The following is a 12929-nucleotide window of genomic DNA, read 5'->3' on the forward strand; positions in this document are numbered from 1 at the left end:
ACTGTACACGAGCTCACATCCGGCAGCTAACCGAGTCCAGCACGCTCAAACGCCAGAGGTTCAAGAACCTTCATCTGCACAAGGGTCAGAGGTGAAAAGTTGCGATCAAGCTGGAGCTCGGAGAAGCGCTCAACACTTAAGCCTCCATCACGGAACAGCTTTGCGCGAACCGGGCCGATAGCCTTGTCCTGAAATGCTGCCGGCTGCTGCTTGAGCCAGTCGTAATAGCTGAGGTCTGCCCTCACCTGCTGGGCGCCGCCGTCACCGATCGATGCCCGCGTGGCGTCCTTGGCGAATAGAGCGCTGAAGCGGGTCACCGCCACCACCGTTGAGCGGCAGTTGATGTGGATCGGCGGACGCGGCCCCTCGGTCAGTTTGAAGCGCTGCTTATCGAGCGATCGGCACTGGCTGGTCGTCTTCGAGTCCAGGGTGCTGACCCACTCCACCGCTTGCACGACATCGGAGTTCTCTTTCAGCGTCTCCATGCGCGCTTGGGTGGCGACGTGCTGCACAGCCGTCCGCACGATGGCGCCGGCGTTGCGGTTGGTCGTGGCCAGGATGCCGTCGTTGTACTTGAGGGCCTTGGTCCCGCGAATGTTCTTGATGACCTGGAAGTTCGTCTGACCTTCGAAGAATCCCTGCCGGATTGCGCCCGTGAGGCGTTGCCGTTCGGTGGCGGTGAAGCCATCAATGAACGACTTGAGCAGCTTCCCGCCATCCGCGCCGCGCACGCTGAGCGGATTGGTTAGGATCGCCGCCCGGATGGCGGCAGCACCAGGCACCGCCGCGTCGAAGCTGACACCCACCGGTGCCGCACGGGTCAGGCTTGTGGCTTCAAACTCGGCCTCGTAGTTGGCAATGTCGATCAGGTCGAGGTTCAGCTTCTCGCTGTACCGGTCGAAGATGCCCAGCAGCAGGCTATCGACCTCACTCAGCAACCGCTCCAGCCGGGCGACGGTGTAATCCGTCAGGTCGGCCCGTGTCAGTCGCTCACGGATCGAGCGGTCAATCTCCTTGAGGAACGGCCCGAACTTGGCGACTTCTCCCGACTTCAGTTGCTCGAGGAAGACCGCATGCCGAATCGTGGCATCAAGGATTGCCTGGTTGGCCGCCATTTGGAATTACCTCGGTGTCATCCAGGTCAGGCCCGGGATTCTCGGTCTCCAGTTCGTCGCGGATCTGGTCGTCAGTCTTCTCGGGATCGATAACCCCTCGATCGCGCAGGTACTGCCAGAAGTCGCCCGCCGGCAGCTTCCCGCCCTGCACCGCATTGAACAGTGCAGAGAGGATCGTTGCGTCCAGGCTGATCTGGCTGAAGTCCTGGTTGAGCTTGTACAGCGCCTCGCCAGTAGCGTTGACGAACTCAGCCATCCAGACCAGACACTGGCTGTAGGCCTCGCTGACGTTGCTCACCACCAGCGACAGAACGCTGTGTTCAGCGGCGCTGTCGTTGTCGGCCTGGGTTGCGGTCTTCACCGCGCTACCCCGCTCGATCAAGCGGGCGCCGAGGGACACCATGTCCTCTTTCTTGCTGTCCATGGCCTCTTTGGCGACAGTGTTCGGCTGAGCCTGCCAGACGCCACACGAACCATTAACCGGAAGTAGCCAAGGCGCGCGGGAGCCGAGGAATATCCCCTGTTTCTCCATGTGGTCACGCCACTGCTCATCAAGGCCCGCCATCCACGGTTGAGGCTGGCCCACCAGGTAGGCTGCCTCTTCGTAGTCCGCACTGTTTCGGTAATGGCCGATGTTGACCTCGGCCATGTCGTACAGCGGCGAGTCGTCAATGCTTGTGTCGTTGTTCTCGCTGCCCAGGAACTGAAACGGGATGACTCGCCAAGGCTGACCGATGCCATTCAACGGAGTAAAGGGCGCGATGGTCATTGCCGTTTCGCTGGAGCCCTCTTCCCATACTTCCTGCGTATAGACGCCGGCGGCATCCAGGCGCAGCACCCGATACTGAACAACCTGTTCGCTGCCAAACCCATCATCGGTATCGACGTCGACCGTCTCGCGTAGAACGACCAAGCTCAGCAGATGCTGACCGCCAACTTGGCGGGTCTTCCAGTTGATGATTGCCTCAGTCGGGTAGCTGGCGATATTCGCCCTGGCGCGGCCGGACAGTTCGTCCGCCCTGCTCACGGTGCCAGCCTTGACGGCGGCGTAATCCACCAGCAAGCCGTGCCGACCGACTTCGAGCAGATGCCCGATGACCGACTGCGACTGCTGGTAAATGCTCACACCCTGCCCGTCGATGTCCTTCGACACGTAGTCGAGAGCGCCGGGAACAGTCAGCGTTGGCCATGTGCGGAATACCGCCCCCACCAGACTGTGTTTCGTCCGGCCGGTGGCGTTGTAGAACACGGCGCGCTTCTTGTACGCGTCGTAGCGAGCCTTGTTGTCACTGCTTTCGTCAGAGGCATTCGGCCGTGGCAGGTATCGGTCACCGGCATCCTTGATGGTTTCCGACCCTTTGCAGACGTCGCGCACCAAGCGCCAGCGGTACTGCGCCGCCTTGTACTCGGGACGGGTAAAAGTGACGTCCGTCATCGGGCGACTCCCATTTTCATTGTGGTGACCGGTTTAACGATCGGGTACTCGCGGTGAATGAAATAACCGCCGCCATCGTTGGCGTGGTCGTTGCCCTGGCTCTTGTCCGGCTCGCCGTTGGGCGCCCAAATCTGTTGTTCGAGGCCGTCTGCATAGGTAGGACATGTGAATGGATTGACCAGGTAACGCCGCTCACCCTGCGCATTGCAGAACATGGCGTTCATGGCGTTGATCCGATCCTTCACCGGAGGGTTGGCCGCCGGCGCGATGACTGAAAAGCCCGCCTGTTTGAGCATGGCGATATCGGTGAGGCTGGCATTGACAGACTTGCGCGAATCGCCAGAGGCGTCCGGGTAGATCCGGATCTCGCAGGTTTTCTTGAAGTCGTTGCCGTTGTGCTCCCAGTAGCGCTCTTTGATACGACGGATCATGTCCGGCGTGTCGTAGCCATCCATCAGCTCATCCACGGCGCGCGGCAGACCCTGGTCACGTTTGACGTGGGTGATCGCGGCCATCTTGCCGACGTTAAAGTCCATGCCGATGAACAACGGTTCACCAGCCTGCACGGTGTCGAAGCACTGGTTCAGCTTGCGGTCGTACGCGTGGTAGATCGACCCGGACGTCAGGTTGACGAACTGGCCGTTCAGATAAGCGCGGATCAGCTGCTCGGGATACGACTCCATCAGCGATGGAATGTAGTCGTCCGGTAGGTTCAGCTCATTGTCGAACGTGCTGGCCTGCACCAGGCCGTACATACCGGCGAGCGCCGGCTTCTCGCGGATCTGCTTCACAAACTGCTGGAAGACGAACTTGAACCCCTCGGGGGTCGTGGTCACGTCGACCCCGTTCTTCAGCCCGGGAACGTTGTAGCGCATCCGGGCAATGATCTTGCGCCACGCATGTTGCGCCTTCAGTGACGGCAACACATCAAGCTCATCGACCAGAGCATGGCCGATCTTGAAGCCGACGATGGTCTGCGGCTTCTCCATCGAACGGCAGATCGTCGTGCTGCGGTATTGCCGGCCGCTGTAGAAGTCGACCTCTTTGTCGCTTTCCTTGGTCTTAACCTTCAGGCCCCAGTCGTAGGCAACTTCCTCGATTGTGGGAAAGAAGATATCTCGGATCTGCGGATAGGTCGGCGCGAAGTAGCCCGAGTTGATGCCCGGCCATTCCCACACGTGCTTGCACAGTGCAGCGCATCCGACCCAGGTCTTGCCCGAGCCGAAACCGGCAACAAACCCGCGAAACTTTTGCTGAAGCTGGAGGAATTCAGCCTGCGGAATATTCAGGCTCGGCATCCGGCTTCCTCGCATTGATCACATGAACCTGCACCGATGTCGGTACAACCGGTTCGCCTTCGTCATCGCTCTTCTTCTGCCTGTTGACGTAGACGTCGCCGACTTCCTTCGCAGCCTGTTCCAGGATCTGCATGGCCAGGCCGATGTTCTTCATCGTCTCAGCCTTCTCCACGAATCGGTTCATGGCGCGGAGTCGGAACGCGCGGTTTGCAATCGGGATCTCGGATGTCTCTTCGCGGAATCTCTTTCGGGTGTCTTCGAACATCGTCACCCAGCGCTTGGCCAGGCCTTTCCCTGATGTCTTTGTGGGGTCGTGTGTTTCCACCTGCTGGCGGGTCACCGATATCCCGTATTCTTTCTGGACCGCTTCAACAACCTGTGAGGGCGTGTCAAAGCACGCCAGGGCCTGAACGATAAAGGCCTTCACGTCGTTTTGAAGGGCTGCCATAGATTCTCATCCGTCCAGAGCCTGTCCAGAATCAGGCCGACTTGAGCAGACAGGTTCCGCAGGCCCTCGAAATGTTCATTTTCCCTACCTCGGCAGGATTGTTTGCAGCATCCACCAACGCTTGAACGTCAGGGCTCGCACCGTAGCGGCGGACTACACCGACAAACTCCTCGACGTCGTGTCCGCGTAGCTTCAGCTTGGGAGCGCCTTCGTCGGTGAAGGCAGGTTGGCCGTACTTATCGGTCGCCTGGGCAATGTGGTAGAGCTCGTGTTCTATCAGGGCGCAAAAGTCAGCATCAGAGCATTGGGAGCAGTAGTCGGCAGCCAGGGTGATGATGAAGGCCGGCACCTCGCCGAACCAATCACGCATCTGTTGTTCCATCCGAGCCTTCTGCCAACCACCTGCGCGGAACGCTACCTGCTCGGCCTGGCCGAGGACTGTGCGGCCTTGTTTCTCGAAGCTCGATGATGCCCACATGACCCGAATATCTGCATCCAGTAGGTGGACATGGTCTTCGTTGTGGATGCTCCCGGTATCAGCCAGGATCTCAGCGCTCAACCACTCCCTTACCTCAGGCGCTGGCGTGAGTCGGATGCCGAAGTCGGATAGTTCCGAAAGCTCAAGGATTGAGGCTGGCGGCATTGGTCTGTCCACGTTCCCCCTGGTACTTGAATTAACGGCCAGTTGCCGGTATTGATTGGATTCAACTCAACGCAAGGAGAGCAACATGTCCGAACTGTTCAAAAATCTAAACAGATCCGGTATGTCTGGGGTCGGCCCACCCATAAGCACTCGCGAGGCTGCAGTCGCGGCAGCTCTGGTGCTGATCAACTCAAAAGTTGGAAACGCCCCAGATAAATCTGAGGCACTGAAAGAGGAAATGGAACGCCTCTCGGTTTATGCCGACCAGATCCAGGAAGCACTGAAACTCAAGTGATCTACCCGTGCCGCGCTCACCTGCGGCACACCTACCCTTCCCCACCATCTAGCAGCACATCAATCAGCCTCTGCTCACCCAGGCGCATGGCACCCAAGCACTGCAGGTCGTCGCACTTGGGCCCCAACCCGAATACCGTGACCTCGCCCTTAGGGCCGATCATGGATAGGGCGCCAACTGTGCATTCTGGATGCTCACCAGCATCAAGATCATCAGCAATCTTACGCAGGGTCTTGGCGGCGTCTCGCCACCCTTCGCGCTTGAACTCAACGAGCTTTGCAGTCATGCCGTCACCTTCTGGAACCACTCTTCAATGATCCGCCGCACTACTGGCTCGGTCAGGATTGCCGATGGTTTGTCGCCAGCGATCACTGAGCGGACCAGGGCATGCGGAATGACATGGGCACCATCACTCGCTGCAACCATCAGGTGTGGGCGATGGTCGGCCAGGTCGAGAATTTCTGCACTCATTCAGCTCACCATGATTGAAGTCTGTGAATGAGCCAGGCCATGCAACAGCGCGACGATCAACCCTTGCGGTAGACCGGCAGCCTTGGCCGTGTCAATCGCCTTGCGCAGGCCTTCGTCCATCTCGTTGATCGCTTCCACGATCTCAGGGCTCAACGGCAATGCGTGATGCAGTCGGGTGACGTTACTCATCAGCTGAATGGATCAGCAGGTTTGGCGATCGAGCGCACGAACCACATGAAGCCTTGCTGCAGGTTCGTCTTGGCCAGAGCCAACAGGCGAGGATCAACGCCTTCAATCTGACTGATCTGCTTGAATAGCTCACCCGCGTCAGCTTCAAGCGCCTTGATGGAGTTCATACCGTCAATCTCGGACTGACTCAGGTCGCGGTAACCGGTGATCTTCTTGTGCTGGTTGTCCATGGTGCTTTCCTCGTCGCATGTCGCGACACGATTTGAATATTCGCGAAACGTGTCGCGCACTAAATTTCGTCAGCCTTTCTTTCAGCCCAGCGCTTGCCAAGCTGACGGGCCTGCTCAACACCGAGCACGCCAATGAAGCCAGCCGTTGCGAATGACCAGGCAATGCTGAAGCCGAACTCTTTCACCGTCAGGCCTACCACCATAACGATCAGCGCACCCAGTGCCGCCTCGATCAATTGACGCAAAGGCTTCGTCTCTTTGCCGTCGTACTGAATGCGAAGCCATGTCAGGGCGAAGGTCAGCCCCATGGCTAAGCCGTTCTCTCTCAGGGCGGTCAGGACCAACACCCAGAACGATGGGTCTTTTTCTGGCATGTGTGGCATCTCAGGTTCCTCCCCGATCAGGGAGCTATAAACGAAAAAGCCCCAGCTAATGCTGAGGCCTTGGATAGGTGCGCAGTCTGTCCCGCTGTCTGTCTGAAACGAAAAAACCGTTCTCTAGGGCTGGGCTCAATCTATGGTCAGGCATATCCCCGTGCAATGACGCGATAGAGCACTAAGCTCCTATCGGATCAAAATGAACGCGCATCCGACCACCTTTAAGAGTAAACGCCCATGACTTTTTTATGCAGCCAATGTAAGGAAAGAACCGCCATTCTTGTTCACAAGAAAGATCTCGCCGCAATAATTGAACAGAAAGAACAAGGGGGTAAACAAACGGCATCACTTGTGGCTGAGGCAGCAGCGGCAGCAGCAATCATCGCCGCAGCGGCGCAGTGGGTAAAAATAGCTATCGATGTTATGAAGGACAGATCAACTCAGGCGCTCTATTGCCCAAAATGCGGTCACGTCGAAAAGGCGCCGATATAAGCCGAAAAAAAAGCCCGACTCAGTGGCCGGGCTTTTCAATCTGAGTGCGTGTTGCGTAAATTGCGCACCATGGGAAAAGTACGCGCAAATCCCCGTCATGTCAATATGTTTATGCCGCCACCTCATCATTTTCCGCGTGTATAACCTGCCATACCGGCTGCTGTGCCTGAATATCCACTTCTGCGATCACTTTTTTCAGGGATTCCCACAGGTCCAGCCAATCACGCGTCCAGTTCTTCGGATCAATCGTCACGCCGAAGAAGGCCTTCATCTCGGCGGCCACCCGGGCCGGCCCCCACTCTGCCGCCCCTACCACCTCCCCCTTGTACGATTGCAGGGCCAGGGTCACTAGGTACTGGGCCTTCACGCGCTTGGCTGAAGTAAGGTCTGGCAACTGCGCCTTGGCGGTGATCAGCAGTACCGCATTCATTACGTGGCGCATGGTCATTGCCGGGTGATAGAGGTAGTGCCCGAACTGCTGCACCTGAAACGGAAGCGTGTCGATCGCGCGCAAGACCTTGCCGATGGTGGCCAGGTGCGCGGCGCGTGCGGTGGATCGACCTACCGGCGTGCGGCGCGTCTCGCTGATGCTGATCTTTTGCCGAACGATCTGGATGCGCTCTTCCTTGTCCTCGCCCAGTGCGGCAAACACGGCCTCGTGACGGCGCATCCGGTTGCCGGTCTTCACCGGCGCCGATTCAGCCTTGTCGATCGCCACAGCACTGATCGACGCGTTCGATTCGTGTTGCGACTCAGTCCATACCTGTCTTGCGTTGATCAGCTTCATGCTGCTTCCCTCTTCAATTCTCTGGTCTTTGCCCGATATTCGGCCTTGATGGTTTTCAGTTCTTCGATGGTGTAGCGCTTAGGCTCATGCGGCCCTTCGAGCCAGTCCACCTTGTCGGCGCCGATGCGTTTCACCAGCTCAATGCGGTAGTTCACGATGTCACCGGATTTGTGGTTGTTGCACGGCGCGCACTGCTTCCAAACATTGAGCGACTCGAAACGCAGCTCAGGGTTCGCTCCCACAGTGCGGTAGTGCCCGGCGTGGTATTGGCCTTCGTGGTGACGGCCGCAGCTCACGCAAGGCAGCGCGGCGTCACGCAGGCGAATCCACTCGTTGAATACAACCTGCGTTTCCCGCATGTGATCGGCCCGGCTCTTGAGCTTCTCTTTGCGGGCCTTGATCTCTTTGCGCTCGATCTGGGCCAGTGACTTGCGAGCCTTCTCCTGGTTCACGTCCTTGATGGCCAGGCCGCAGGTCCAGCTGCACACCTTTTGCGCCGTGGAGAATGACGGTTTGAAGCTCACACCGCAGGCCGGGTTCTTGCACTTCTTCGCCTTTGCTTCCTTGAGGGCAACTCTCATGCGTAACTCCCCAACTGATCGGCAGCAGAAAGCGCGTCAGCTTCATTCTCAAAGTGCGCAGACAACACCAACCGCCAGCAGGCGTTGAAGACGTCGCGGTAAAGTGGCTCGAAAGCGGTGTCATCCATGTTTGCCCAACTGATCGACTTGGCCTCTTTGCGGATTCCCTCAGGCGTGTGCACTAGGTGGAAATGGCCAGCCTCAATCGTCACCCACTCACGGAAAGCTTCGCGGCTCTTGTCTACCGCAGGGAAACGCTCAGCGCGCGCCAACTCAAGGCCGGTGATGTAAGCCGCAACCGCGTGCGAGAGCTGCCCCGGCTTTCCGCTTTGCGCCTCGAAGAACTTGGCCAGCCCTCGAATGCCGCGCATCTCCTGGCGCGGGATCAGTCCGCCGACCGGCTCCCAGTATTCCCATGCCAGATCGAGCATCGAGAAAAACTTGCCGTGAAACTTGCCGTTGCGCATGCGTGTGAACTTGCCGTGAATGATCTGGCCAGCCTTCCACTTCTGGACGGTTTCACGGTCGGCCTCGGTGGCCGGCACCAGGCCTTGGGCGGTGCGGATAAGAGCGAGCTCAGCCATGTGATGCTCTCCCCGATTCCAGATCTTCCACCTGTTTCAGCAGCAGAGCCCGGCGATCAGCCAGCTCATTGGCCGCTTCGATCCGCATTTCATCCTTCCTTTCGGCAGTCGCCGCTCGCATTTCCAGCATCGACGCCTTCACCGCCTGGAGCTTTTCGCGTACCGCCGGTGTCGGCCGAACCACGTCACCGGTAATCAAACCCGCGAGGGCGCGGCCGTCGTCAGTGACCGGCGCCACGCTCAGGTCCGCCAGATACAACCGTCCGCGCTCTTGTGGGATGCGCTGCATCTGTACGGCCTTGGTGATCGCCGCGGTGCGCCGGTTTGCGTCGAAGCCCACAGAGACGTGCCAGTTCACCGGTTTCGCGTCGTCCCGGGCCTGGGCGATTAGCCGCTCGTAAGCGCTGATGAACGCCATACGGGCACCGACCTTGTCGCCGGCGTCGAGGACAGGTTTCGCTGCAGCCAAGGCGAGCTGGATCTCGTCGGTCAGCACCACGGTTTCGAACTCGTCGTTCGTGGTCATGGCGATCGCCCAGGCTTCGTCCTTGCCCGGGCGGCCGTCGGAGGACTGAACGCGCTGCAGAATGTCAGCCATCGACAGCCGGCCTTTCACCTCAAGCCGGCAAGCCTTCAACGCGGCGCGGACAACCGGAACCTGATAGGCGCACAAATCCTCAGCCATGATCGCCGCGGTGCCGGGATTCATTTCCTGCCCCATGGCCTCTGCCGTGGCGATAATTGCGGAGGCCAGGCCAGCGACCTGGGCGTCGTTCATTTCAGAGGTATTCATTGCGTTCTCCCGCCTGGCGCTTAGCCAAAACCATTTGCGCGGCCTGCTCTGCTGCAGAGACGTTTGCCTCGGTACGCTCCATCTGGCGGGCGGTTGTGCCGTTGATGCGCTGACCGGTCACCCACTGGGTGTGGTAACTCTCGGCGTTGGCCAGCAGTTCGTTGAGGCTGTGGCACTTACGCAGCACGGCGGCATCGCTGGTCTTCAGGAAGTGCGCGGCGACGTGGTGGGCGACATCAGCACCAAGGCGGCTGACGAGCTGCCCGAGCTGACCACCGACCTTGGCGTTCCACACCGGCCAAGCGCCGTAACGCTTGCGGTAAGCCATGGCGTAGTTCGCCCAGGTTTTGAACGTCTTGCAGGTATGGTCCTTGGGGCCCGGCATGTCAGCGGGGATTTCAACCCGTGGCGCTTCGGTTCGATCAACCACCAGTACCAGACCGCCGGACCGGGGCGGCTTGTCCGTCCCGTCCTGCAATTCCTGATTCCTGGTTACCTGATTGGTACCCTGATTATTGGTACCCTGATTTGTCGGAGATTTTTCCGACCCTGGCTCGGATTTTTTTCCGACCTTGCTCGGAGATTTATCCGAGGTAGATCGGATTTTTTTCCGACCATCGAGCGCATCAGAGGTCGGATATTTTTCCGACCCATCCAATTTACGATTCCACTCTTTTGCTTTCTCGGTCAGGCGGATCAAGGTGATGCTCGACGTGCTGGAGAGCTCAATCAAACCTGCGTCTCGCAGGGCTTTCAGCAGGCGGTAAGCAGTGTCCGGCTTATCGGTCAACAGCGGCAGCTCATCAATGATTTTGCTCTTGCTCAGCGCGAAATAGATCCCTGTGTCCGTCTTGATTGGATTGGCCCAGCTCGGGCTCTCATAGACGAAGGCAAACAACAGGGCCTGCTGAGAATTCAGCCCCCACTCAAGCGCCTTCACCTGGTTGATCGTGACGGTGTATTGCATGTCAGGCTTTCCCGACCAATGAAGCCAGTTCAAGGAAACGATCGACGTACCAGTGAGGTTGCGTCTCGCGGGGGGATTGGGGGTTGGTGAGGTTCTTACCGTAAGTCATGCCCTTGTCGGTCACGCACCAGAAGTCGACCATCACCTGCTTGGAGTTCTTGCGCTGGAGCTGCTTGAGGAAACCTTTTGCGGCCAGCGCACGGTTGAAGGCTGCTGCGGTACTGGCGATGCCATGATCCTTGATCAGCGCGGTAACGGCCTTGGTCGGCATGGAACTGCCGCCGGTGGCATCTGGTGCGGCATCGATGGCATATCCTGGGAGGAACTGTGCGTCGAGGCCATTATTTGCGGCGATCTTGGCCAGCATCAGCACCTGGCTGGATGGCGCCGGCTTCAGGAGACGTGTGAAGCACTCAAGGATCGCCAGTTCACCGACGACCTTGGTTCCATTCGCAATTACTGCCTGGCGAGCGCCGCCCTGCTGCTCAAGTTCGCGCCAGCGGCGAATCACCTTGAGGCGCATCGCAGCGCTGTAGCCGGTCAACAAGCAGTCGGTGTGATCGCGGTCGAGCAAGTACTGGACTTGCTCCCGGTTGCGACCATCCAGATAGATGTCCTCAAAACTGAGTACATCTACTTTCAGGTCTTTAAGCATTGTCACAATGTCGCGCTTCACGTTGTCGTGGCGCTTGCCGGTGACATTTGCGATTTCGCGAGAGGACATAGTGGTGCGCGACACGTTTTGCGAATTATGAAAACGTGTCGCGACATGGTTCGGGGTATTGCTTGAATTGGGCTGGCTCTGCATAATCGGCCTCACAAAGTGTTATCGAATCAGCCGACCTCGTACGTCGGCTTTTTTGTGTCTGAAATTCAGGCGACCTTTACCGACGCATCCATCACGTCCAGGCTCTGGCGAACATGGTTGATTTCTTGGCGGATCAGGGACTTCTCGAAAGTGCTGACATGGTTATCGTCGAGCGCTTGGTGAACAGCGATGGTCAGATCGGCCACTTCCTTACCGACACTGATCAGGGATTTAGTAAGCGCTTGGGGCTGGGGAGCGGACTTAGCGACCAAGTCGAAACCGAATTCATTCGCCAGCGCCACTAATGGGCGCATGTCGCCGGTGTGCAGCAAGATCCCGAACAAATGCTCCACGGTCAGGTGGTGAGCATCGTTGTCCGGGTTGGCGCGCTGAAGCAGACCGACGTGCGGAATGCCCATTTTTGTTGCCAGCGCTTTTGCCTCGTTATCCAGAACAGCGCTCTGGCAGGCCCGCAGAAAATCTTCCATTCGTAAAACCTCGGTACTGTTTCCGTGGTGGCGATACGCCAACAAGTCGATAATTCGTTCATCAACTGATCAGGGATGAATCCATGACCGCCTTTTCTTCCAGTCCCGAACCAGGGACCGGCGCCAATCTTGAAATGCGTTACCGGCCTGCCCTTCTATCCCGGCAGTCCCTAATTAGGGCGGTGAATCAACGCTTGGGGGTGAAGGCGACCACGTTGTTGCTATCGGGCGGGACACCGTCGCAGATCGCTTTCTTGAGTCCTGGTATGGCCAGTCGCAAAAGCTCAGTGGCCAAGGCGTCCGGGGTGATTCCGATCTCCGACGCCCATCGCGCCAGTTCTTCTGTTGCGCCCTTCCTGAGTTCAACTACTGCACTGGGCATGAGTCCCCCTTTTCGGCCTTGTCAGGCGCGTCTTTTCTCCAGTTCAAACGGCAGCTCTCCGAGCGTCCGCCTGACCTCAAGCGCGGCCTCGATGATTTCTCGGCTAAGCACGCTGTGTTGCAGCTTCATGTCGCGGGCTACGTCCTTCAGCTCCTGGAAGACTTCGTCATCGAGGCGCACCTTCACTTGGTGCTCGTGCCGATGCGTTTTATCGTCGTAGGCCATAGGTTCACTTCCGCTTTCGGTGTGACTGGACTGGGTTAGGCGGCGGACTGTTTGTTGTGATGCGCAGGAAATGGCTTCAATTCCTGAGCCTCAATCGAGCCATCAGCACGCTCGGTTACATAAACCTCGCGATCCGCCCTCAAGGCCTTGCTGATTCCGCCTTGACTCATGCGAAGTGCTGCTGCGGCTTTGATCTGCCCAACCTTCGCGACAAATTCTTTCAGTGGTGTGCGTTGCATACGGGTTCTCCTGCGCGGTGCATGCGCAAGTATTACCTGCGGTCTTTATTAAGTAAATATCGGCGGTCTTAGCGTGTTAATA

Annotated in this window: 22 protein-coding genes; 2 read left to right on the forward strand and 20 right to left on the reverse strand. The window is 58.3% G+C overall.

Annotation, left to right across the window (positions count from 1 at the left end; genetic code table 11):
• Positions 1 to 26: 26 nt before the first annotated feature.
• From PMI21_RS01515 to PMI21_RS01495, 5 genes are read right to left on the reverse strand one after another with little or no spacing between them, the layout of a single operon-like run.
• The gene (locus PMI21_RS01515; RefSeq protein WP_007941823.1) at positions 27 to 1115 is read right to left on the reverse strand and encodes a minor capsid protein; all 1089 of its coding nucleotides are present in this window, start codon (positions 1113 to 1115) and stop codon (positions 27 to 29) included.
• Complete coding sequence (locus PMI21_RS01510) at positions 1090 to 2550, reverse strand: DUF4055 domain-containing protein (RefSeq protein ID WP_007941824.1); 1461 nt, start codon at positions 2548 to 2550, stop codon at positions 1090 to 1092. The genes PMI21_RS01515 and PMI21_RS01510 overlap by 26 nt, the downstream gene beginning before the upstream one ends.
• A complete protein-coding gene (locus tag PMI21_RS01505; RefSeq protein ID WP_007941825.1) occupies positions 2547 to 3848 on the reverse strand; it encodes a terminase large subunit domain-containing protein in 1302 nt (433 codons plus the stop codon). The genes PMI21_RS01510 and PMI21_RS01505 overlap by 4 nt, the downstream gene beginning before the upstream one ends.
• Complete coding sequence (locus PMI21_RS01500; RefSeq protein WP_007941827.1) at positions 3820 to 4296, reverse strand: DUF2280 domain-containing protein; 477 nt, start codon at positions 4294 to 4296, stop codon at positions 3820 to 3822. Before PMI21_RS01500 ends, PMI21_RS01505 begins: the two co-directional genes overlap by 29 nt.
• A 31-nt stretch (positions 4297 to 4327) precedes the next feature.
• Entirely contained in the window at positions 4328 to 4951 is a 624-nt protein-coding gene (locus PMI21_RS01495; protein ID WP_177318307.1) for a putative metallopeptidase, read from the reverse strand.
• A gap of 73 nt (positions 4952 to 5024) precedes the next feature.
• Between PMI21_RS01495 and PMI21_RS01490 the strand changes: the two genes are divergently transcribed.
• Entirely contained in the window at positions 5025 to 5234 is a 210-nt protein-coding gene (locus tag PMI21_RS01490; RefSeq protein WP_007941829.1) for a hypothetical protein, read from the forward strand.
• Positions 5235 to 5265: 31 nt separating this feature from the next.
• Here the strand turns inward: PMI21_RS01490 and PMI21_RS01485 are convergent, their stop codons facing one another.
• Genes PMI21_RS01485 through PMI21_RS01470 form a run of 5 tightly spaced genes read right to left on the reverse strand, consistent with a single transcriptional unit; the run spans position 5266 to position 6498 of the window.
• Positions 5266 to 5520 carry a hypothetical protein gene (locus PMI21_RS01485; protein WP_007941830.1) on the reverse strand — a complete coding sequence of 85 codons (255 nt, stop codon included), beginning with the start codon at positions 5518 to 5520 and terminating at the stop codon, positions 5266 to 5268.
• Complete coding sequence (locus tag PMI21_RS0128355; RefSeq protein WP_033064255.1) at positions 5517 to 5705, reverse strand: hypothetical protein; 189 nt, start codon at positions 5703 to 5705, stop codon at positions 5517 to 5519. The genes PMI21_RS01485 and PMI21_RS0128355 overlap by 4 nt, the downstream gene beginning before the upstream one ends.
• The gene (locus PMI21_RS01480) at positions 5706 to 5894 is read right to left on the reverse strand and encodes a hypothetical protein (RefSeq protein WP_007941831.1); all 189 of its coding nucleotides are present in this window, start codon (positions 5892 to 5894) and stop codon (positions 5706 to 5708) included. It abuts the gene before it with no gap.
• A complete protein-coding gene (locus PMI21_RS01475; RefSeq protein ID WP_007941832.1) occupies positions 5894 to 6124 on the reverse strand; it encodes an Acb2/Tad1 domain-containing protein in 231 nt (76 codons plus the stop codon). The genes PMI21_RS01480 and PMI21_RS01475 overlap by 1 nt, the downstream gene beginning before the upstream one ends.
• Positions 6125 to 6183: 59 nt before the next feature.
• A complete protein-coding gene (locus tag PMI21_RS01470) occupies positions 6184 to 6498 on the reverse strand; it encodes a phage holin, lambda family (protein ID WP_238541247.1) in 315 nt (104 codons plus the stop codon).
• A 240-nt stretch (positions 6499 to 6738) separates the two neighbouring features.
• On the opposite strand from PMI21_RS01470, the gene PMI21_RS0128360 reads away from it, so the two are divergent.
• Complete coding sequence (locus PMI21_RS0128360; RefSeq protein WP_033064256.1) at positions 6739 to 6993, forward strand: hypothetical protein; 255 nt, start codon at positions 6739 to 6741, stop codon at positions 6991 to 6993.
• Positions 6994 to 7102: 109 nt separating this feature from the next.
• Here PMI21_RS0128360 and PMI21_RS01465 read toward each other — a convergent pair whose 3' ends face one another.
• The 10 genes from PMI21_RS01465 to PMI21_RS01420 form a co-directional block, all read right to left on the reverse strand.
• The gene (locus tag PMI21_RS01465; RefSeq protein WP_007941835.1) at positions 7103 to 7780 is read right to left on the reverse strand and encodes a hypothetical protein; all 678 of its coding nucleotides are present in this window, start codon (positions 7778 to 7780) and stop codon (positions 7103 to 7105) included.
• Entirely contained in the window at positions 7777 to 8361 is a 585-nt protein-coding gene (locus PMI21_RS01460) for a recombination protein NinG (protein WP_007941836.1), read from the reverse strand. The genes PMI21_RS01465 and PMI21_RS01460 overlap by 4 nt, the downstream gene beginning before the upstream one ends.
• Positions 8358 to 8945: a DUF1367 family protein gene (locus PMI21_RS01455; protein WP_007941837.1), complete on the reverse strand. Its 588-nt coding sequence runs from the start codon at positions 8943 to 8945 to the stop codon at positions 8358 to 8360. The genes PMI21_RS01460 and PMI21_RS01455 overlap by 4 nt, the downstream gene beginning before the upstream one ends.
• Positions 8938 to 9738 (reverse strand): hypothetical protein, encoded by an 801-nt coding sequence (locus PMI21_RS01450; protein WP_007941838.1) that lies wholly within the window; start codon positions 9736 to 9738, stop codon positions 8938 to 8940. Before PMI21_RS01450 ends, PMI21_RS01455 begins: the two co-directional genes overlap by 8 nt.
• Positions 9725 to 10705 (reverse strand): hypothetical protein, encoded by a 981-nt coding sequence (locus PMI21_RS01445; protein WP_007941839.1) that lies wholly within the window; start codon positions 10703 to 10705, stop codon positions 9725 to 9727. The genes PMI21_RS01450 and PMI21_RS01445 overlap by 14 nt, the downstream gene beginning before the upstream one ends.
• Before the next feature lies 1 nt (position 10706).
• Entirely contained in the window at positions 10707 to 11513 is an 807-nt protein-coding gene (locus PMI21_RS01440; RefSeq protein WP_007941841.1) for a Rha family transcriptional regulator, read from the reverse strand.
• Positions 11514 to 11578: 65 nt separating this feature from the next.
• A complete protein-coding gene (locus PMI21_RS01435) occupies positions 11579 to 12001 on the reverse strand; it encodes a phage regulatory CII family protein (RefSeq protein ID WP_007941842.1) in 423 nt (140 codons plus the stop codon).
• Positions 12002 to 12188: 187 nt separating this feature from the next.
• On the reverse strand, positions 12189 to 12383 hold the full coding sequence (locus PMI21_RS01430; protein ID WP_007941843.1) for a hypothetical protein: 195 nt from the start codon (positions 12381 to 12383) through the stop codon (positions 12189 to 12191).
• A 21-nt stretch (positions 12384 to 12404) separates the two neighbouring features.
• Complete coding sequence (locus PMI21_RS01425) at positions 12405 to 12608, reverse strand: hypothetical protein (RefSeq protein WP_007941844.1); 204 nt, start codon at positions 12606 to 12608, stop codon at positions 12405 to 12407.
• Between the two features lie 35 nt (positions 12609 to 12643).
• A complete protein-coding gene (locus PMI21_RS01420; RefSeq protein WP_007941846.1) occupies positions 12644 to 12847 on the reverse strand; it encodes a Cro/CI family transcriptional regulator in 204 nt (67 codons plus the stop codon).
• Positions 12848 to 12929: the final 82 nt, after the last annotated feature.

The sequence above is a fragment of the Pseudomonas sp. GM18 genome (assembly GCF_000282195.1).
GTDB lineage: Bacteria > Pseudomonadota > Gammaproteobacteria > Pseudomonadales > Pseudomonadaceae > Aquipseudomonas.